19 protein-coding genes are annotated in these 16850 nt (G+C 66.4%); 2 read left to right on the top strand and 17 right to left on the bottom strand.

What is annotated here, in order from left to right; translation table 11 throughout:
• A complete protein-coding gene (locus tag CFB82_RS35755; protein ID WP_069249598.1) occupies window positions 1-1020 on the bottom strand; it encodes a helix-turn-helix transcriptional regulator in 1020 nt (339 codons plus the stop codon).
• 165 nt (window positions 1021-1185) lie between these two features.
• Complete coding sequence (locus tag CFB82_RS43505; RefSeq protein ID WP_174946787.1) at window positions 1186-1329, bottom strand: hypothetical protein; 144 nt, start codon at window positions 1327-1329, stop codon at window positions 1186-1188.
• A 421-nt stretch (window positions 1330-1750) separates the two neighbouring features.
• Here CFB82_RS43505 and CFB82_RS42660 point away from each other — a divergent pair, with 421 nt between their 5' ends.
• Window positions 1751-2293: a hypothetical protein gene (locus CFB82_RS42660; RefSeq protein ID WP_143751019.1), complete on the top strand. Its 543-nt coding sequence runs from the start codon at window positions 1751-1753 to the stop codon at window positions 2291-2293.
• Between the two features lie 293 nt (window positions 2294-2586).
• A complete protein-coding gene (locus CFB82_RS35745; RefSeq protein ID WP_218829082.1) occupies window positions 2587-3027 on the top strand; it encodes a helix-turn-helix domain-containing protein in 441 nt (146 codons plus the stop codon).
• 208 nt (window positions 3028-3235) lie between these two features.
• On the opposite strand, the gene CFB82_RS35740 is transcribed toward CFB82_RS35745, so the two are convergent.
• From CFB82_RS35740 to CFB82_RS35670, 15 genes are all read right to left on the bottom strand, one after another.
• Window positions 3236-4216, bottom strand: coding sequence for a type II secretion system F family protein (locus tag CFB82_RS35740; RefSeq protein ID WP_069249601.1), 981 nt, complete (start codon window positions 4214-4216; stop codon window positions 3236-3238).
• A gap of 36 nt (window positions 4217-4252) precedes the next feature.
• Complete coding sequence (locus CFB82_RS35735) at window positions 4253-5230, bottom strand: type II secretion system F family protein (RefSeq protein ID WP_089487090.1); 978 nt, start codon at window positions 5228-5230, stop codon at window positions 4253-4255.
• Between the two features lie 33 nt (window positions 5231-5263).
• On the bottom strand, window positions 5264-6631 hold the full coding sequence (locus CFB82_RS35730) for a CpaF family protein (RefSeq protein WP_069249603.1): 1368 nt from the start codon (window positions 6629-6631) through the stop codon (window positions 5264-5266).
• A gap of 18 nt (window positions 6632-6649) precedes the next feature.
• Window positions 6650-7858 (bottom strand): AAA family ATPase, encoded by a 1209-nt coding sequence (locus CFB82_RS35725; RefSeq protein ID WP_089449534.1) that lies wholly within the window; start codon window positions 7856-7858, stop codon window positions 6650-6652.
• Between the two features lie 22 nt (window positions 7859-7880).
• A complete protein-coding gene (locus CFB82_RS35720; RefSeq protein WP_089487089.1) occupies window positions 7881-8324 on the bottom strand; it encodes a TadE/TadG family type IV pilus assembly protein in 444 nt (147 codons plus the stop codon).
• The gene (locus CFB82_RS35715; protein WP_089449535.1) at window positions 8321-8854 is read right to left on the bottom strand and encodes a TadE/TadG family type IV pilus assembly protein; all 534 of its coding nucleotides are present in this window, start codon (window positions 8852-8854) and stop codon (window positions 8321-8323) included. Before CFB82_RS35715 ends, CFB82_RS35720 begins: the two co-directional genes overlap by 4 nt.
• Window positions 8855-8867: 13 nt before the next feature.
• Window positions 8868-10139, bottom strand: a complete 1272-nt coding sequence (locus CFB82_RS35710) for a pilus assembly protein TadG-related protein (protein ID WP_089487088.1) — start codon at window positions 10137-10139, stop codon at window positions 8868-8870.
• 25 nt (window positions 10140-10164) lie between these two features.
• On the bottom strand, window positions 10165-10467 hold the full coding sequence (locus CFB82_RS35705) for a hypothetical protein (RefSeq protein WP_069249608.1): 303 nt from the start codon (window positions 10465-10467) through the stop codon (window positions 10165-10167).
• Window positions 10468-10487: 20 nt separating this feature from the next.
• A complete protein-coding gene (locus CFB82_RS35700; RefSeq protein WP_089487087.1) occupies window positions 10488-12422 on the bottom strand; it encodes a type II and III secretion system protein family protein in 1935 nt (644 codons plus the stop codon).
• Window positions 12423-12521: 99 nt separating this feature from the next.
• The gene (gene cpaB, locus CFB82_RS35695; RefSeq protein WP_089487086.1) at window positions 12522-13361 is read right to left on the bottom strand and encodes a Flp pilus assembly protein CpaB; all 840 of its coding nucleotides are present in this window, start codon (window positions 13359-13361) and stop codon (window positions 12522-12524) included.
• 35 nt (window positions 13362-13396) lie between these two features.
• Complete coding sequence (locus tag CFB82_RS35690; RefSeq protein WP_089487085.1) at window positions 13397-14797, bottom strand: ATPase; 1401 nt, start codon at window positions 14795-14797, stop codon at window positions 13397-13399.
• Window positions 14798-14829: 32 nt separating this feature from the next.
• Window positions 14830-15369: an A24 family peptidase gene (locus tag CFB82_RS35685; RefSeq protein ID WP_089487084.1), complete on the bottom strand. Its 540-nt coding sequence runs from the start codon at window positions 15367-15369 to the stop codon at window positions 14830-14832.
• 54 nt (window positions 15370-15423) lie between these two features.
• Window positions 15424-15630 carry a Flp family type IVb pilin gene (locus CFB82_RS35680; protein WP_089487083.1) on the bottom strand — a complete coding sequence of 69 codons (207 nt, stop codon included), beginning with the start codon at window positions 15628-15630 and terminating at the stop codon, window positions 15424-15426.
• 82 nt (window positions 15631-15712) lie between these two features.
• The gene (locus CFB82_RS35675) at window positions 15713-15904 is read right to left on the bottom strand and encodes a Flp family type IVb pilin (protein ID WP_069249613.1); all 192 of its coding nucleotides are present in this window, start codon (window positions 15902-15904) and stop codon (window positions 15713-15715) included.
• Window positions 15905-16045: 141 nt separating this feature from the next.
• Window positions 16046-16237 (bottom strand): Flp family type IVb pilin, encoded by a 192-nt coding sequence (locus CFB82_RS35670; protein ID WP_069249614.1) that lies wholly within the window; start codon window positions 16235-16237, stop codon window positions 16046-16048.
• Window positions 16238-16850: the final 613 nt, after the last annotated feature.

The following is a 16850-nucleotide window of genomic DNA, read 5'->3' as shown; positions in this document are numbered from 1 at the left end:
CTATTCGCCGTAGATCTGCGCGAGCGCACGTGCCTCGGCCGCCAGTTCGGCGCGCAGGCTCGCCGGACCCAGCACCTCGACGTTCGGGCCGAACGATCGCAGCCACCAGCGCAGCCGCTGGCTCAGCATCGCGGTGCCCTGCACGAACAGCGCATCGTCGGCGCGACGCGTCGTCTGGTCGAGCGACAGCGGCGCCTCCAGCAGATGGTCGCCGGCCTGGTTGACGAACTTGAGCGAAAGCGCCACTTCCTTGTCGACCATGAAGTCGAAGCGGCGCTGCTGCTTGACGTAGACTTCGAGCGAAAACGACGCGGGATAATCGAACGATTCGAGCATCGCCTCGGCGCGCCAGAGCCGGTCCATCCGGTACAGCGTCGGGTCCGGCCGGCCTTCCGTGCCCCCCACCATATAGACGAGACCGCCGACTTCGACGAGGCCGAGCGGCAGCACGACCTTCGACTTCTCGTTGTCCGCGTTGTGGCGCGGCCGGTAAACGATCCGCAATTTGCGCTCTTCGAACAGCGCGCGCGACACCGCCGCAAAAATCTTGCGATCGATGGCCGGATAGTGCAGCGAGAAGCCTCCGCTCTCGACCGCGACCTTGGTCGTCCAGCGGGCGTACTTGCGCTCGGATTCGCTGACCGGCCGCTGCAGCCGCGTTTCGGCGATCTGAAACAACGCGGAAATCGAATCGGCCACGAGTCCCGGAATTTGCCGCGACGAAAAGCGCCGTAGCGTCTGCAGCGCGAGCGCCTCGTCGAAGCTCATGATCGACCCGGCCTTCGCGGCCATCCCGCTCGCGCCGGCCTTGCGCCGCCATACCGATGCCGTGCCGCGCCGGTCGGTCTCGACCAGCCCGCGTGCTTCCAGTTCGGCGAGACGACGCAGCACGGTCTTGATCGACGGAATGTCGGGCACGGTCTCCTGCATGCGCACATACAGGTCTGGCGTGGTCACGTAATCGGCCTGAGTGCCGGCATCCGGCAACAGGCGCATGATGTCGCGATCGAGGTCTGGCATAGCGATCAATCCGGGCGTTGAAAATGGAACCTCACTGGTTAACGGCACCCGACCCGATTTCTTGAATGCCCCTTCGCTCGGAGATCCGCCCAGACATCGGAGATTCGGGCAAAGCCGCCAGCACGCACGCCCCGCCCCCCGGCATGCCGGCGCCCGACGGCGCGCTCAGTTGCCTTCCGTCGCCACTCGCCGTGCATCGGCCGCCACCTTGTCGATGTATTTGGCGAGCGCGGCCGTCGACAACACGCCGGCGGCGAACGCAATGGCAAACGCCGCAAGACTTTCGAGCGGTGACGGGTAATGGGTCATGTTCAAACCTCGAATTAAGTTGTGCGCGCATCGATTCGGTCAGACGGCGTGCCATTGCGACAGCGCCGAAACCGAAACGATGGCACGGGAGCGGCGCTGCTTTCCACGGAAAATCGTGCGCCGTACAACCTCTCCGACCTTTGTTCGGAGAGAACCTGCCGATCAGATCGACGAACTTCTCGCGGTCGACTCCGCTCGATTGCGAGCGGTGTATCCGGCTGCGTCGATCATTCGGTTCGCTACGTTAACCGCGCATCGGGACAAATGACGTCCCGAGATCCGGCCGGCAATAGCGGCGCCCCAAAAATAATTCGTGTGATCCCGCTCGACAACACGAGATCTGCACTTCCAAACGGAACGGGACAGATTTTGACCCGATGGAGGCGCACCATCGGCATCCCTTCACTTGCGAATCCCACCCATGACCCAACCCATCGGTAACCCGAACCTCGACAACGCATCGAAAGCGCGCGCCGTGCACGGCGACCGGACGGCACTTCGCATTGCGTTGCGGTTGTGGGGAATCGACGAACACGAGGCACAAGCATGGCTCACCGGACCAAGGTCAAAGCCTACGCGACTGGATTGGCGCATCGCTCGCGATCGTGCTGCCGCCGGCGCCGACATCGTGGTGCACGTCGTCAAACCGGCTGCACGTCGGTCCGATGGATTCTGCTGGAACTGTATCGGCGCAAACGGTGCATTGAACAGGTCGCTCGATCACGCCCGCACCGAAATCGCGCTGTTCGCCGGTGATGCACGCGAGCTTCCCCGGAAGCGCTCGGGACACTGGGCCATCGCGGGCGCGCTCGACATCCCGTCGGCGCTCGACACGCTCGACCGTTCCCTGCATGCGTCCGCCGCGCGTCTGCCCGACGGACGAATCACGGTGCGGCGGGATCTGTTCGCGCTGATCGCTACGCGGCTCGATGCGATGGTTGCATCTCACGCCGAGAATCGATAGTCGGACGGCGCAAGCTGCGACCCGGTTTGCGTCGATCCGAATCGACTAAATATGGAATCCGAATCACCACGACAGGTGTCGACACGAATCGGCAGATGGCGAGCATGGTGTCCCGCATCAGGACACCATCTGTCCGAATCGGCATCGACAATACCCGCCCTCCAACGACAGGACACCACGCTTGCTGCCATTCACCTCGGATATTCGCCCCTTTACCTGCCCGATCTGCAACTGCGGAGATAAAAATGACATGAATGGCGAATCGCTTCGGCGTAACAACACGATGTCATTTCATGCGTCGAGCGACAGCGTCGAACGCGGGTGACCCGAATGAATCCGCAACGATCCGCGCGCCGCTGAACGAATGGCCGATGCCGACGAAAATTCGGCACGTCGCCGAGTGGATGGCATGCAACTTCGCCCACCCGGTGACGGTGCGACAGGCCGCCAGCCTCGTCGCCATGAGCGAGCGCACCCTGCTGCGCAATTTCACGCGGATAATCGGCACGTCGCCCATCGCCTATCTGACGCAAGTCCGGCTGGCCAACGCGTGCCGGATGCTCGAACGCACCGCGCTGTCGATCGACTCCATCGCGCGCCGCTGCGGGCTCGGCAACGGCGATTACCTGGCGCGCTTGTTTCGCCGGCACTTCAACAGGACGGCGACCGATTATCGGCATGCCTGTGCGCTCGCCCGCGCCGATTCGCCATCGCAGGTTTTGCGAAAGCAGTAGGGGGCCACCCGTGTGGGCGGTGGACTACGGCTCGTTCCATGGCCGACCATGGGTCCAGGATGCCTTGACGCCGCTATGGTCAACCTGTCTCGCGGCGCCGCCTGGGGAGGGAGCCTCCATGAAGCCTGTTACCGTGCCGGCCGGCGGGGGTGGCCGTCCGGCACGCAAAACCTTGATCGACGAAACCGGCGCAACGCCGCTGCGCCACTCACTGCCCGATGCCCACGAACGTCGGCAGCAGCACGCGATAGACGTGAATCATCGCCGGCCCGAGCAGCACCATCATCAGTGCGGGGAAAATGAAGAAGATCAGCGGGAACAGCAGCTTCAGCGCGATCTTCGCGGCCCGCTCTTCCGCGCGCATCCGCCGCCGCGTGCGCAGCATGTCGGACAGCACGCGCAGCGATTCGCTGATGCTCGTGCCGAAGCGGTCGGCCTGGATCAGCATCGCGCAGAACGACTCGATGTCCTCCACGCCGGTACGCAGCGCGAGATTGCGCAGCGCCGTCTCCTTCGTGAAGCCGGAGCGCATCTCGAGCAGCAGCAGGTCGAGTTCGCTCGCGACCACCTCGCTGCTGAACCGCAGCTCCTCGCTCACCTTCATCAGCGCGGCATCGAGCCCGAGCCCCGCTTCGACGCACACCGTCAGCAGGTCGAGCGCGTCCGGGAAATCCTCGAAGATCTTCTGCTGGCGCACCTTGACCCGCTGCGACAGCACGACGTTCGGGATGTAGTAGCCGATGCCGGCGAGCGCGACGAGGATGACCGACAGGATCGCACGCTCGTCGCCGAGCGACGTCGTGATCAGCACCATCAACGCCACGCACGGCAACCCGAGCGCGAGCGCCGTCTTCGCGGTGAAATACAGGGCGGCCGCGCTCTGGTTGCGCCAGCCGGCATTCATGAGCCGGATGCGCAGCGGTGAATTCTCCCAGCCCTCCTTCGGCACCGACAGCTTCGAGATCGGCGTGGACAGCTCGACCAGCTTCGCGACCCAGCGCGACGCCAGGTCGTCGCCGTCGCCCGTGCCCGCCGCGCCGGTCGCGCCCGCCCCGGTCCCGCCGGCCTGCTGGATCCGGCGCTGGATGCTGCGTGGCGCGAACAGCAGCATCGCGACGAGCGCGCCGCCGGCCACGAAGAGGAACAAGCCGCCCAGCATCACGGCCTGGACTACGCTCAGGTTTTGCATGACAGCCTCGCAACGGTTCGTTATACGGCTCGCGCGTCAGACGCGAATGCGGACGATACGGCGGATCCAGATCAGCCCGAACAGCATCGACACCAGCATCGTGCCGACCATCCGGATCCCCGCCGGGTCCTCCCAGAGCACGGACAGGAATTCGCGGTTCAGCAGCGCCATCACCGCGGCGGTGCCGAACGGCAGCAGCCCGAGAATCCATGCCGACAGCCGCCCTTCCGCCGACAGCACGCGCACCTTGTCGAACAGCTTGAAACGCTCGCGGATCAGCGCGGCGATGCTGTCGAGCAGCTCGGCCAGGTTGCCGCCCGTCTCGCGCTGGATCAGCACCGCGATCACGAAGTAGCGCAGGTCCTGCACCGGCACGCGCGTGACGAGATTCAGCAGTGCGTCGTGCAGCGACACGCCGTAGTTGACCTCGTCGAACGTGACCCTGAACTCGCCGCCCATCGGATCGGGAAACTCGTCGCCGACCATCCCGAGCGTGCTCGTGAACGAGTGGCCGGAACGCAGCGCGCGCGCGATCATGTCGCAGATGTCCGGCAACTGCCGCTCGAGCTTGCGCATCCGCTTCCCGCGGCAGCGCATCACGTACATCATCGGCAGGCATCCGGCGAACAGCGCGACCGGCAGCGCCGCGAGCTGCGGCAACGTCGCGAAGCTCAGCGCAACCCACGCGAACGCCGCGAACGCCACGCTGAGCATGATCAGCTTCGGCAGCGTCCAGTCGAGGCCCGACTGCTGGATCACGAGATCGAGCCGATGCACGCGGGGCATGCGCAGCAGCAGCCGGTCGAACGGCTTCGATTCGTCGAGCATCCGCTTCTTCAGGATCGACAGCCGTTCCTGCTGGACGTTGCCGCCGGCCGACATCGAGCGGATGCGCGATTCGATCCGGCGCGCGGCAGCGCCATGCCGCGCGTTCCACCATTGATAACCGCCTTCGATCGCGAGGACCACCGCGACGAAGGTGAGAATCACAAAACCGTAAAAGATCGTGTTCATGAAGCCTCCCCGGCAGCGAACGGCGCCCTGTCGTCAGTTCGTCTCGTACCGCTGAGACGGGTCGTACAGCGAATCCGGCAGGTTGATGCCGAACGCCTGCAGCCGCTCGACGAACTTCGGCCGCACGCCGGTCGCGCAGAAGTGGCCGCGTACCGAACCGTCGCGGTCCACGCCCGTTCGCTTGAACGTGAAGATCTCCTGCATGTTGATGATGTCGCCCTCCATCCCCGTCAGTTCCTGGATGCTGACGATCTTGCGCCTGCCGTCGGTCAGCCGCGCGGCCTGCACGACCACCGAGATCGCCGATGTGATCTGCTGGCGCATCGTCTTCGGCGGCAGCGTCAGGCCGGAGATGCTGACCATGTTCTCGAGCCGCGTCAGCGCGTCGCGCGGGGTGTTCGCGTGGATCGTCGCGAGCGAGCCTTCGTGGCCGGTGTTCATCGCGTTGAGCATGTCGAGCGCTTCGGCGCCGCGCACTTCGCCGAGGATGATCCGGTCCGGGCGCATCCGCAGCGCGTTGCGCACCAGCGTGCGCTGCGTGATCTCGCCCTTGCCTTCGATGTTCGGCGGTCGCGTTTCGAGCCGCAGCACGTGAGGCTGCTGCAGTTGCAGTTCGGCGGCATCCTCGATCGTCACGATCCGCTCGTTGCGCGGAATGAAGCCGGACAGGATGTTGAGCAGCGTCGTCTTGCCGCTGCCGGTGCCGCCCGACACCAGCACGTTCACCTTCGCGCGCGACAGCGCGTCGAGCAGCTCGGCCATCGGCGGCGTCAGGCTGTGGTAGCGCACGAGGTCGTCCATCTTCAGCGGATTGACCGCGAAACGCCGGATCGACATCAACGGCCCGTCGATCGCGGACGGCGGGATGATCGCGTTCACGCGCGAGCCGTCGGGCAGCCGCGCGTCGACCATCGGGCTCGATTCGTCGATGCGGCGCCCGACGCGCGACACGATCTTCTCGATCACCTTCATCAGGTGTGCGTCGTCGTAGAACGTCACGTCGGTCAGTTCGAGCTGGCCGAAGCGCTCGACATAGACCTGCCGGTACGTGTTCACGAGGATGTCGGAAATGCTCGGGTCGCGCAGCAGCGCTTCGAGCGGGCCGAAACCGAACATCTCGTCGTACACGTCGATCGCGAGCTGCCGCCGCTCGATGTCGTTCGCCGGCAGCCGCTCCTCGTCGAGGATGCGCGTGATCAGCAGGCCGATCTCCATGCGGACCGATTCCTGCGGCATCCGCGACAGGCGCTCGAGCTCGACGCGTTCGAGCACGGCCAGGTGGATTTCGCGGCGCAGCTTCTGGTATGCGTCGCGCACCGACGAATGGGCCGGGCCGGCCGGGTCGCTGCCCGCCGCCGGCGGCTGGGCCCGTTGCAAGGACATCTGTTCGCGCAATGACATGATGGTTCCCCGAAAGATTTACATGGACTTGAGCTTCGGCGTGGCCTTGCGGCCGAACAGCCGGGACATCAGCGGTTCGCTGTGCGTCGCGCCGTGCTCCGCGCGCACCTCCCCTTCGACGAGTTGCTTCGCATACCCCTGCAACGCACGGACGACCCCCGTGCCACGCGCGACCCGCGACACCGGATGGCCCTGGTTGATCGCTTCGAGCACGGTGTCGGCATCGTCGGGAATCATGCAGGCCGCGTGCAGGCCGAGCACTTCCTCGAGCGCCGTGCGGGTGCGGTCGCTCGCGCGCGTCGCGCGGTTCACGATCAGCCGCATCTGGTCGGTCGAGTAGCCGAGCGACACGAGGATCTCCAGCAACCGGCGGCCCGCGCGCACGTGCGGCATCGCGGGTTGCAGCACGAGCTCGATCTGGTCGCTGCGATCCAGCGCGACCATCGACAGCGGATTGATGCAGACGCCGACGTCGAAGACCACGAAGTCGTAACGCGGCGCGGCGACGCCCAGGATCCATTCGAGCGCGTCCTCGCGCATCTCGGCGGCCTTGACCGGATCGCCTGCGCCCGCGAGCACGTGGAAGTTTTCCGTCACGTGCGCGACGCTCGCGTCGAGGAACGCGCTGTCGAGCCGCTCGATCTGCGCGCACAGCTGCGGCAGCGTCGACGGCGGGGTTTCGTCGCTGACGAGGAACGCCGCGTCGGCGAACTGCTGGTTCAGGTCGATCAGCAGCACGCGGCGCTTGAAGCCTTCCGCGATCTCGAATGCGAGGTTGCTGGCGGCGAAGCTCGTGCCGGCCCCGCCCTTGCACGACATGAACGACACGATCCGCGTATCGTCGGTGTCGCGTCGCGTGCTTTGCGCGGCGGCCCGTTCGAGCGCGTGGCCGAGCGCCTGCGGGTCGAGCGGCCACTGCAGCACGTCGCGCGCGCCCGCACGCATCGCGTCGAGCAGCACGTGCGGCGACGCATCGGCCGTCACGAGAATGCAGGTCAGGCCCGCGTGCGCGCGGCAGATGCGCTCGATCGCCGACAGCTCGGACGGGTCGAGCGACGTGCCGTCGACCAGCAGGATGTCGAACGCGTCGAGCCCGTCGGTGCGATGTTCGATCTGCGACGGGCGGCCGGTCGCGCGTGTCGCGCGATAGCGTCCGCAGTCGGCCACGAGGCGCGCGATCTGCGTGAGTCGCGCGGTGTCGTCGGAAGCTACGAGAATGTTGATCATGTCGTGTGCCTCGCCTGTTCGATCAATTGCAGTTGGCGCCGCCGGTCGCGGAAGTCAGGCTTTCGCGCGGCAGTGTCGTCGTGAACGGCGGCATCGTCACCGTGACGTTCACGAACGGGATCATCGTCTTGACGGTGACGTTCGTGACGCTGACTGTCACGAACGCGCACGAATTCACGTCACAGCTTGCGGGCGAGTAGTTCACCGACACGTTCGCGTTCGACAGCAGCGGCAGCAGCGATCTCACGCGCTTCACGACGCCGGCCGCATTCACGTCGCAGACCACCGCCGTGCGCGCGCCCAGGCGCACGGCTTCGCTCGCGGTGCTCCAGTAGAACAGCACGCGGCCGAATTCGAAGATGCCGATCAGCAGCATGATCAGGATCGATGCGATCAGCGCGAACTCGACGATCGCCGAGCCGCGTTGGGCGCGCCGGCGCGACGGGTGGGCATGGCGCGTGTTCATGACACTTGCCTCATCACGGTGACGATGTTGTTGAAGGTGATCGACGGCAGCCCCGGGAACGCGGGGATCGGCTGGTACTTGTAGCCCGTGATCTTCACTTCGACGACGTTGATCGCGCCCGTCGCGGTGCCGCCTGACGCGTTGTTGTTCGAGTCGTAGGTCGGCAGGTTCGCGAACTGCGCCGGGTCGGACGTGTCGCTGCAGCCGGTCGTGCGCTGCGCGTCGCAGATCGTCACCATCGACGTCGTGAGCCCCGGCACCAGCTCGGTGCCGGCGGCGCCGCACGTCGTGCTGCCGTAGACGACGAGGCACTGCGCCTGCGAGGCCGGATACGCGCTGTCGCTCGGCAACCAGACCGACAGGTAGCGCGCCGCATCGCGCGTCGCCTTGGTCAGCGTCTCGAACTGGTAGATCGCGCGGCCGAACTCGGCCACGCCGGTCGCGAGCATGATCATCGGCATCAGCACGAGCGCGAACTCGACGGCGACGGCGCCTCGGGTGCGCGAACGGCGAAACGGGGGCTTTTTCATGATCCGCTCTCCGCTATTGAACGAGCATCGGGACCTGGGTCCCGGACGCGCTGCCGCTGCCCGGCAAGCCGTGCGTCGCGCACGGATTGTTGCCGGAGACCGACGATCCGAGGTATTCGAGGTGCGCGACAAGCGGGCCGCTACCGGAGCTGAACGGCAGCGGATCGAGCATCAGCACGCAATCCCATTGCGTGACATGCACCTTGCCGCTGCTGCCCGACAGCGTCGAGCAGTCGCCCTCCGGCGCGAGCGCGACGCGGCGGTCGCTGCCGAAAGTCTGGTAGTTGCTCGCCGTCGCGGTGCCGTTGGTGTTGATCCCGCTGCCCGTCGGCGGCGCGCCGTCGCCCTGGTAGGACTTGAAGGCTGCACGGTCGGCCACGAACTGCGTGTACGCATCGCCCTTGATGCCGGCCGTTCCGGGCGGCCCGTAGTTCGGGCCGACATACGCGTAGCCGGTGAAGTCGGGCTGGCCGCTCGAGCCGTTCGCGCCGTTCGTATAGATGCCGAAGCGCGTATTCCAGGCGCGCAGCGACGCCGACTTCAGGCCCGTGGTGGCGAGATCCGGCGGGCTCTTGATGTTGCAGGTGTTGCCCGACAGCTCGCCGGAGAGCGTGGTTTCGTTCGTCGTGCCGTCGAGCGCCGCCCAGCCGAAGTTGCCCGGCCCGTAGGTCGACGACGACCCGGACGGCGACGAGATCCAGTCGCCGACCTTGTACGCCGGGTCGGACGGGCCGCGACACACGAACACCGGGATCGCACAGGTCGTCTGCCCGCCGCCGACGGTGGCGATCGCGCTGGCCGACACCTCCGCCGCGTTCGCGAGCTTCGTGCCCGGCAGCACGTTCAGTATCTCGACGAACCAGTGCGCGATGTTGCTCAACGTCGCGGTGCACTGCACGTACTTGATGTTCGCCGGCGTCGTGACCGAGTTCTTCGTCAGGAACGCGTTGGACAGCGAGTCGCTGAACGTGACGTTCGCGTTCGTCGACATCTGCACCGACTTGTTCTGGAAGAACACGAAGTTCAGGTGGCCGGCGGCGATGCCGTCCGCCTCGGCCACCGACAGGCTGATGGCCGAAGTCAGGTCACGCGCAGCCGACAGCGCGCAGGCATCGGCGCTGTTCTGCAGTTCGCTGCGCGTGACGTACAGCTTGCCGAGATCCAGCGCCAGGCCGACGAACCCGATCATCACCGCCAGCGAGAGGCCGACGATGATCGCGACGGCACCGCGCTGGCGATGCAGGCTGCGACGCATGACTTTCGGATAACGGGCTGCGCTGTTCATGGCGTTCTCCCTGAGCGTGCCGTCGTTACTGGGTGGACTTGCCGATGCCGATCACGAACGCATTGGCGGGCGGCACGGTTTGCTTGAACGACTTGTCGTAATTGTCGAGCGCGGCCGCGGCGGCAGCGCCGTCGACCCCCGGCGCCGACACCGAGGCCGCGTGTTCGCCGGCATGCGGGTCGATGATCTGGGCCTGGGTCACGGCGCGGACCGAATCGCCGAAGCGGGTGTCCCACACCGGGGTCGACGACATGCAGCCGGCAAGCGCGAACGCGAGCGGTGCGGCGAGCGCCACGCGGCGCACGATAACGAGGTAGGCGGATTTCATGAGCGTCCCCTTGGATGGCTTCAACGATCGGTGGATTCGGGTGCCGCGCTCACGCGCACGACCTGCTGCGCATGGGCCGCCGCCGGTGTCCGGCGCTTCGGCTGCCCCGCCGGCTGGGCCGGCGTGTCGGAACCGGCTGCCGCAAGACGTGCGGCGGCGGCTTCGATGCGCGCGATGCGGGCCGCGTTGGCGGTATCGTGCTGCGGTACGGCTGCGGCAACCGGTGCAGGTGCAGGCGTCTTCTGTGGCTCGGCCGGCGCCGGCGGCTGTGCGTCCGCCCCCTGCGGCGCGCGCGGTGCGGGCAGCGCGGCGGCCGGGCCGGCGGGCGCTTCCGATTGCGGTACCGGTGCGGGGGCCGGTGCCTGGGCCGGGGTCTGCGGTGCGGCTGCCGCGCCGCTCGCCGGTTGAGCACCAGGCTTGCGCACACCACCGCGGCCTTCCATGTTGCCCGTCGCGTACACGTCGATTTCGTTCGGCTTCGAGAAGCTGTCGGTCGGCAGCGGCACGTCGGCGGTCTGCAGCGGCTTCACCAGGTGCGGCGTGATCACGAAGATCAGCTCGGTGCGGTCCTGCTGGAACGATGTACTGCGGAGCAGCGCGCCGAGCACGGGAATTTCGCCGACACCCGGGAGCGCCTTCAGTGCGCCGGTCCCGTTGTCCTTGATCAGCCCGCCGATCGCGAACGTTTCGCCGTCACCCATCTGCACCGTCGTCGATGCGCGCCGCGTCGTGATCAGCGGCAGGATCGACGTGCCGCCGATGTTGGTCGCGCTCAGCGTGACGCCCGTCTGCGACAGCTCCGACACTTCCGGCGCGACCTTCAGGCTGATCCGGCCATTGCCCAGCACGGTCGGCGTGAACTTCAGCGCGACACCGAATTCCTCTTCCTGCAGCGTGATCGACGACGTGCCGTTGCCGCTGCTTTGCGGGATCGGGATGAAGATCTTGCCGCCGGCGAGGAACGTCGCTTCCTGGCCGCTGATCGTCACGAGATTCGGCTCCGCGAGGATCTTGACCAGGTTGTCGGTGTTCTGCGCGTCGGCCGCGAGGTTGAACGGCTTGTTGTTCGCCTTGCTGAAGGCGATCCCGGTTGCGACGCCCGCGAGCAGGTTGCTGACCAGCGCGCCGCTCCACGAACCGAACCCGCCCTGGATGTTGAGCGCGCTGCCCATCTGGTTGATCAGCGTCTTCGACACCTCGGCCACCTTCACCTCGAGCATCACCTGCTGCGGCGACGTGACGTTCAGCATGTTGAGCACACCACCCGCCTTGCCGCCGCCCGCCGGATCGCCTGCGCTGTCACCGTACGCACGGGCGATCTGCACGGCCTGCTGCGCGGCCATCGAGCTCGACACCGTGCCGGCCAGCACGATCGTGCCGGCGGCGGTCGACACATGGATGTCGCGCTCGTTCGGCATCAGCTGCATCAGCGACGCCTGCAGGCCGCCGGCATCCGCCCCGACCGCGACGTCGATCACACGGCATGCACCGCTCTTGCCCTGCACGATCATGTTGGTCGTGCCGACCGCAAGCCCGAGGATGTACAGCGTCTGCGGCGATACCATCGTGGCCTGCGCGACGGCCGGATTGCCGATCGTTCGATTACGGACCGGCTCCGGCATCGGCACCAGCAGCGACTTGCCGAGCGGCACGTTGACGCTGGTCGATTCGCGCACGGCGCCGACGCAGTTCGGTCCGCGCAGCGGCCCCGCCGCTGCGGCGGGCGCGGCGGCCGCCACCGGCGCCATGCTGATCGTCATCTGCATCGGCCCCTTGCCGACCGCGGCCGGCGCGCTGGCGCCGCCCTTGGTCAGCGCGGCCGACTCGACGCCTTCCTGCGCGAGTGCGCCATAAACGGTCAGCCATCCCGAACAGAGGATCGCGGCCATCATCGTGCCCCGTGCGACGCGTGTCTGCAGCGGCCCGGTACCTGTGCATTGCGGTTTGATCTTCATTTCGTCTGATCCCCCGAGAGACCGGCGCCGTGCCGGTTATCGACTTCCAGGGCCACCGCGCGTTGCCGGCGGCCGTTTATGTGACTTCAATGAACTGATTCAGAAACACTCGACGCTGCCCTTCACGCCCGTCAGCACGCCGACGCAGTCGCGCCGTACCTCCGGCGCCGCGTGCGATGCGACGTGCACGCGTACCGTCTTCACACGGGCCGGTGCCGGGGGCGCTTCGGGTGCGGGCTCCTTGCCGAGCAGCGTCAGCTTGGTCGCCCCGTCGGTGTTCAGCGTCTTCTGGTCGACCTGGTTGCGCAGCACGAGCGACAGCGTGCCGACGCTGCGTGCGAGATCGAGCCGTTCGGCCTGGTCGGGCGTGACTTCCAGCGTCACGGCGTTGACGACCTTCGGCGCCGTGTCGTCGCGGCTGACCTGCTGCGCGACGGCGAGCACGAGGATGTGCTCGAGCACGATCTTCGAGATGCTCTGCCCGTCGGTCTTGCCCTGTTGTTCCTGCGTGTTGACGATCACGTCGACGTAGTTGCCCGGCAGCGCGAAGCCCGCGACGCCGACCACGTCGTTCACGCGCACCGTGATCGCGCGGCTGCCGTCGGCGATGACCGCGGACAGCCCGCCCTTCGTGCCGACCGGCGCGAGCTTCGACTCGATCACCGGCTCGCCGCGTGCGAGGCTGGTGCGCACGACGCGCCCTTCGAGCCCCTTCGTATCGGTGAACGCTCCGTTGGGCACGCTGCCCGACGGCCAGCTGACCATGTGGATCTGGTTCGGCCCGAGCGGTTCGCCCAGGTTCAGGTCGGTGTTGGCCACCGCGACCGGCGTGACCGAGCTCGTGGATGTCTGCACCAGCCAGTGGGACGCGAACACGACCGCGGCAAGACCCGCGATCATCGCGACGACCAGCATCATGACCGCTCGACTGTTTTTCATGGCAATGCTCCTCGACGAATCGTGAAAGAAACGGCTCAACCGGTAATGAACGTACGGCCACCGCGCTCGACGGGCGGCGGATGGCTGCCGTCACGTTCGGGTGCCGCGCCGAAATAGCTCGCCCACGCGTCGTACAGTGCGTCGTGCGTCACCTCGGGCGGATCGCCGCGGTAACGCGCGCCGGCGGCCACGAGACGCAGCAGGTCCGCCGGGAAACAGGCGAGAAACGCCTTGCCGGTCGGCAGGTGCAGCCGATGCAGCAGGTAGTCGAATGCATCGCTCGCCGATACGAGTCCGAGCGATGCGCAGGCCGCGTTGTACACCTGGCGGTAGTCGTCGATCGACATCGCGCCGACGTGCAGCTTCGAACCGAGGCGGCGCAGGAATGCCTCGTCGCCCAGCTGCTCCGGCGACAGGTTGCTCGAGAACACCGGCCAGACGTCGAACGGCATCACGAAGCGGTTGCCGGATTCGAGCGTCAGCAAATCGACGCCACGATCGAGCGGGCGCAGCCAGCGATTGAGCAGGTCGCGCGGCTCGACGCGCTGGCGGCCGAGATCGTCGACGACGTACATGCCCAGGTTCGCCTTCATGTGCGGCGGCGCCTGGTAGAAGCCGGCGGCCTCGTCGCGGCGCAGGTCGAGCTCGTCGAGCGTCAGTTCGCCGCCCGACATCACGACCGGCCGTTGACACAGGCGCCAGCGGCGATCGACCGACAGGCCGCCGGACGGCGTGTCCGCGTCGACGTGCACGAGCGGGTCGTAGATCTGGATCACTTCGCCGGCCGCGCAGATCGCGTGCGGCACCGGCACGCGGCCGCGCATCAGCGAGCCGAGCCGCTCGGCGAGGAAGGTCTTGCCGCTGCCGGCCGGGCCGTAGATCAGCAGCGGACGGCCGGCGTTCAGCGCGGCAGCCGCCGCATCGAGCAGCGACGTGTCGATCACGATCCCTTCGAACGCCGCCCACACTTCGTTCTGGCTGATATTCAGCTTGCGTACCGAATGCGCGTTCAGGCACTCGATATAGGCATCGAGCGTCACCGGCGCGGGACCGCTGTAGCCGCTGCGCGCCCCTTCTTCCAGTGCGAGCACCCGGCCCGCCTCGGTCAGGCGGAACGTCACGTCCAGATCGGTCGCACCGCGATGGGTGAGTTCGACGAGGTGCTCACGCACCAGGAATGCGAAGACGTCGTCGAGCACCGCGAGCGACAGGCAGTGCCGTTCGACCAGGTCGCCGTATGATGGGCGGCCGAGCACCAGTGTCGACTTCAGCACGAGGCCGGCAACGAACGTCAGGCTCAACCCGGTTTCCTCGAGCGAGCGCGGCGCCGCGGGCAACTGCGCGCCCAGCTTCGTATGCACTTCCCGCGACGGCAACGGATCGGGCAGGCGTGCCACCTGTGCGTCGCGTCTCGGTTCGGTGTAATTCGTGTTCATGATCGTTCCGTCCTCGTTGCGGATGCGTCGCGCTATGCGCACGACGCGAACAGCATGCCCAGCGTGCCGGCCGCGATCGCCACGCCGTACGGCAGCGTGCCGACCGATGCGATTTCGACGGGGCCGCCGGCGGCCTCGGCGCTCGCGCCTCGCGAGCGCAACGCGATCAACGCGTGCACGTTCGCCCACATCTGGCGCATCCGCCCGCGCAGCAGCGCGACGGCGATGGCGCCGATCCCGCCGGCCAGGAAGGTGGCCAGCACAATGTAAAACGTCATTTCCGCGCCGACCCAGGCGCCGATCGCGAGCATCAGCTTCACGTCGCCGGCCGCCATGCCGCGCAACAGGTAGAACGGCAGCAGCATGCCGAAGCCGGTCGCGGCGCCGGCGAGCCAGCCGAGTGCACCTGCCACGACACCGTGCAACAGGCACTGGGCAACCAGCGCTCCGGCCAGGCCGAGCAGGACGAGACGGTTCGGAATGCGACGGGTCGCGATGTCCGTGCTGGCCGCGGCGACGGCGAGCAGCGTCACGCACAACGGAACCGGGTAAGGCGGCGCAACGGGGAGCATGGCGAACCTCGCAGTCGAATCGGTGGAACCGGTGGAATCGGTGGAGTCGGCGGATCAGGAGACCATTGCCAGCGCGGTGACCACGGCGGCCGTCACGGCTGAAGCGATCACCTCGTACGTATCGGCAAGCGAGCCTTTCAGCGTGACGACGCTGCCCAGCACCGCAACCGCGAACATCGCGCCGAGCAACGCATATTCGGTCGACGTCACACCCTGCTCGTCGCTGATCCAGCGACGTACGACGCGCATCCTGGCTTGCATGATGGTCTCCGGTTCCGGGTTGATCAGATGACCGGGGACGGCTCGAGCGCTGCACCGGCAGAGCCGTCCGCGGCACGATCCATCAGATGGCTGCGACCGCCGAATCCAGGTCGTCCGCGATCGTGGCGAACACGGTCTTGAGGTCCTTGCCGACCGTCGTCAGGGCGCCAATGATGCCGATGGCGATCAGTGCGGCGATCAGGCCGTATTCGATGGCCGTCACACCGTCTTCATCGCGGATGAAACGGCTGGCTTGTTGAATGAACTTGGACATGATGATCTCCTTGCGTAATCACTTTCAGATCCCTCGCGGGCCGGCAGGATCGATTGATCCGGCATCGATACGTCGAGGCATGTTGTTAATGCCGTGTGGTGCCAACGAACGAATCGGACGAGCCGTTCGCCGCACCGTCCATCAAATCGCAGCTACTATCGAATCCAGATCGTCGGCGACCGTGTTGAATACGGTCTTCAGATCGGTACCGACGGTCGTCAACGCGGCGACGATGCCGATCGCGATCAGCGCGGCGATCAGGCCATATTCAATGGCCGTCACGCCGCCCTGATCCTCGACGAGCCAGGCGATCTTCTCGATGATTCTTGACATGAGCACTCTCCTTTCGGACTGCTATGAAATACCCTTCGTCTGTCAGGACGTCGGGGGTGGGCACCACCGGCACTACTCGAAAAATCGGAACGCGTCGCTCAGCTGCGCGAGCGGGGATAGTCACCCCGGTCCGTGCGAACGGGTATCAGTGAGGCAGTGAGCGAGAGAGGCGTGTACGGTGCGACCGGCCGGATGAACCGGACGATCCGATCGACCGGAACGGCACGACTGCCGTTCGACGCGTGGAATCCTGTTGAACGGGAGACAAACTCCCGGAAAATCCGCAATGTGTCTTTAACGCGGTTTGCGATCCGCAATATGCTGTGGTCTTTCATTTTTATTCCCCATATGCTGCCATGCCAATTTCTTATTGCCCTGACGCTACCGGGTCTCATGGGTCATTCGACGTAGTCTTGCTCGCTTGATCGACCTAGAGCTGCGTGTTCCCCGTCGCGCTCCGGCCCTCCTTTCCGCAGGTGATTCCGAAGCGGGTTCCGTCCGTTCTTTGCCGAAACCGCCCGGTCGTCACCTCGTCGACTGCCGTGCCAACGCTTACGCAAAGAGCAGGCCATCCCGAACGAAATCCAGGCGCATCAAGCGTTCCAGCGATGCC

It is taken from the genome of Burkholderia sp. HI2714 (genome assembly GCF_002223085.1).
Classification (GTDB): domain Bacteria; phylum Pseudomonadota; class Gammaproteobacteria; order Burkholderiales; family Burkholderiaceae; genus Burkholderia; species Burkholderia lata_D.
The sequence above is the reverse complement of the archived record's forward strand: the minus strand, read 5'-3'. Positions and strand labels throughout refer to the sequence as shown.

What these genes read in the sequence shown, in the direction of transcription:
- CFB82_RS35720 (WP_089487089.1), bottom strand. Translation starts at nt 8,324, where the DNA reads ATGAACACGCGCCATGCCCACCCGTCGCGCCGGCGCGCCCAACGCGGC.
- cpaB (WP_089487086.1), bottom strand. Translation starts at nt 13,361, where the DNA reads ATGAAAAACAGTCGAGCGGTCATGATGCTGGTCGTCGCGATGATCGCG.
- CFB82_RS35755 (WP_069249598.1), bottom strand. Translation starts at nt 1,020, where the DNA reads ATGCCAGACCTCGATCGCGACATCATGCGCCTGTTGCCGGATGCCGGC.
- CFB82_RS35735 (WP_089487090.1), bottom strand. Translation starts at nt 5,230, where the DNA reads ATGAACACGATCTTTTACGGTTTTGTGATTCTCACCTTCGTCGCGGTG.
- CFB82_RS35725 (WP_089449534.1), bottom strand. Translation starts at nt 7,858, where the DNA reads ATGATCAACATTCTCGTAGCTTCCGACGACACCGCGCGACTCACGCAG.
- CFB82_RS35670 (WP_069249614.1), bottom strand. Translation starts at nt 16,237, where the DNA reads ATGTCAAGAATCATCGAGAAGATCGCCTGGCTCGTCGAGGATCAGGGC.
- CFB82_RS35680 (WP_089487083.1), bottom strand. Translation starts at nt 15,630, where the DNA reads ATGCAAGCCAGGATGCGCGTCGTACGTCGCTGGATCAGCGACGAGCAG.
- CFB82_RS35730 (WP_069249603.1), bottom strand. Translation starts at nt 6,631, where the DNA reads ATGTCATTGCGCGAACAGATGTCCTTGCAACGGGCCCAGCCGCCGGCG.
- CFB82_RS35675 (WP_069249613.1), bottom strand. Translation starts at nt 15,904, where the DNA reads ATGTCCAAGTTCATTCAACAAGCCAGCCGTTTCATCCGCGATGAAGAC.
- CFB82_RS35715 (WP_089449535.1), bottom strand. Translation starts at nt 8,854, where the DNA reads ATGAAAAAGCCCCCGTTTCGCCGTTCGCGCACCCGAGGCGCCGTCGCC.
- CFB82_RS35690 (WP_089487085.1), bottom strand. Translation starts at nt 14,797, where the DNA reads ATGAACACGAATTACACCGAACCGAGACGCGACGCACAGGTGGCACGC.
- CFB82_RS35685 (WP_089487084.1), bottom strand. Translation starts at nt 15,369, where the DNA reads ATGCTCCCCGTTGCGCCGCCTTACCCGGTTCCGTTGTGCGTGACGCTG.
- CFB82_RS35745 (WP_218829082.1), top strand. Translation starts at nt 2,587, where the DNA reads ATGCGTCGAGCGACAGCGTCGAACGCGGGTGACCCGAATGAATCCGCA.
- CFB82_RS35705 (WP_069249608.1), bottom strand. Translation starts at nt 10,467, where the DNA reads ATGAAATCCGCCTACCTCGTTATCGTGCGCCGCGTGGCGCTCGCCGCA.
- CFB82_RS35700 (WP_089487087.1), bottom strand. Translation starts at nt 12,422, where the DNA reads ATGAAGATCAAACCGCAATGCACAGGTACCGGGCCGCTGCAGACACGC.
- CFB82_RS35740 (WP_069249601.1), bottom strand. Translation starts at nt 4,216, where the DNA reads ATGCAAAACCTGAGCGTAGTCCAGGCCGTGATGCTGGGCGGCTTGTTC.
- CFB82_RS42660 (WP_143751019.1), top strand. Translation starts at nt 1,751, where the DNA reads ATGACCCAACCCATCGGTAACCCGAACCTCGACAACGCATCGAAAGCG.
- CFB82_RS35710 (WP_089487088.1), bottom strand. Translation starts at nt 10,139, where the DNA reads ATGAACAGCGCAGCCCGTTATCCGAAAGTCATGCGTCGCAGCCTGCAT.
- CFB82_RS43505 (WP_174946787.1), bottom strand. Translation starts at nt 1,329, where the DNA reads ATGACCCATTACCCGTCACCGCTCGAAAGTCTTGCGGCGTTTGCCATT.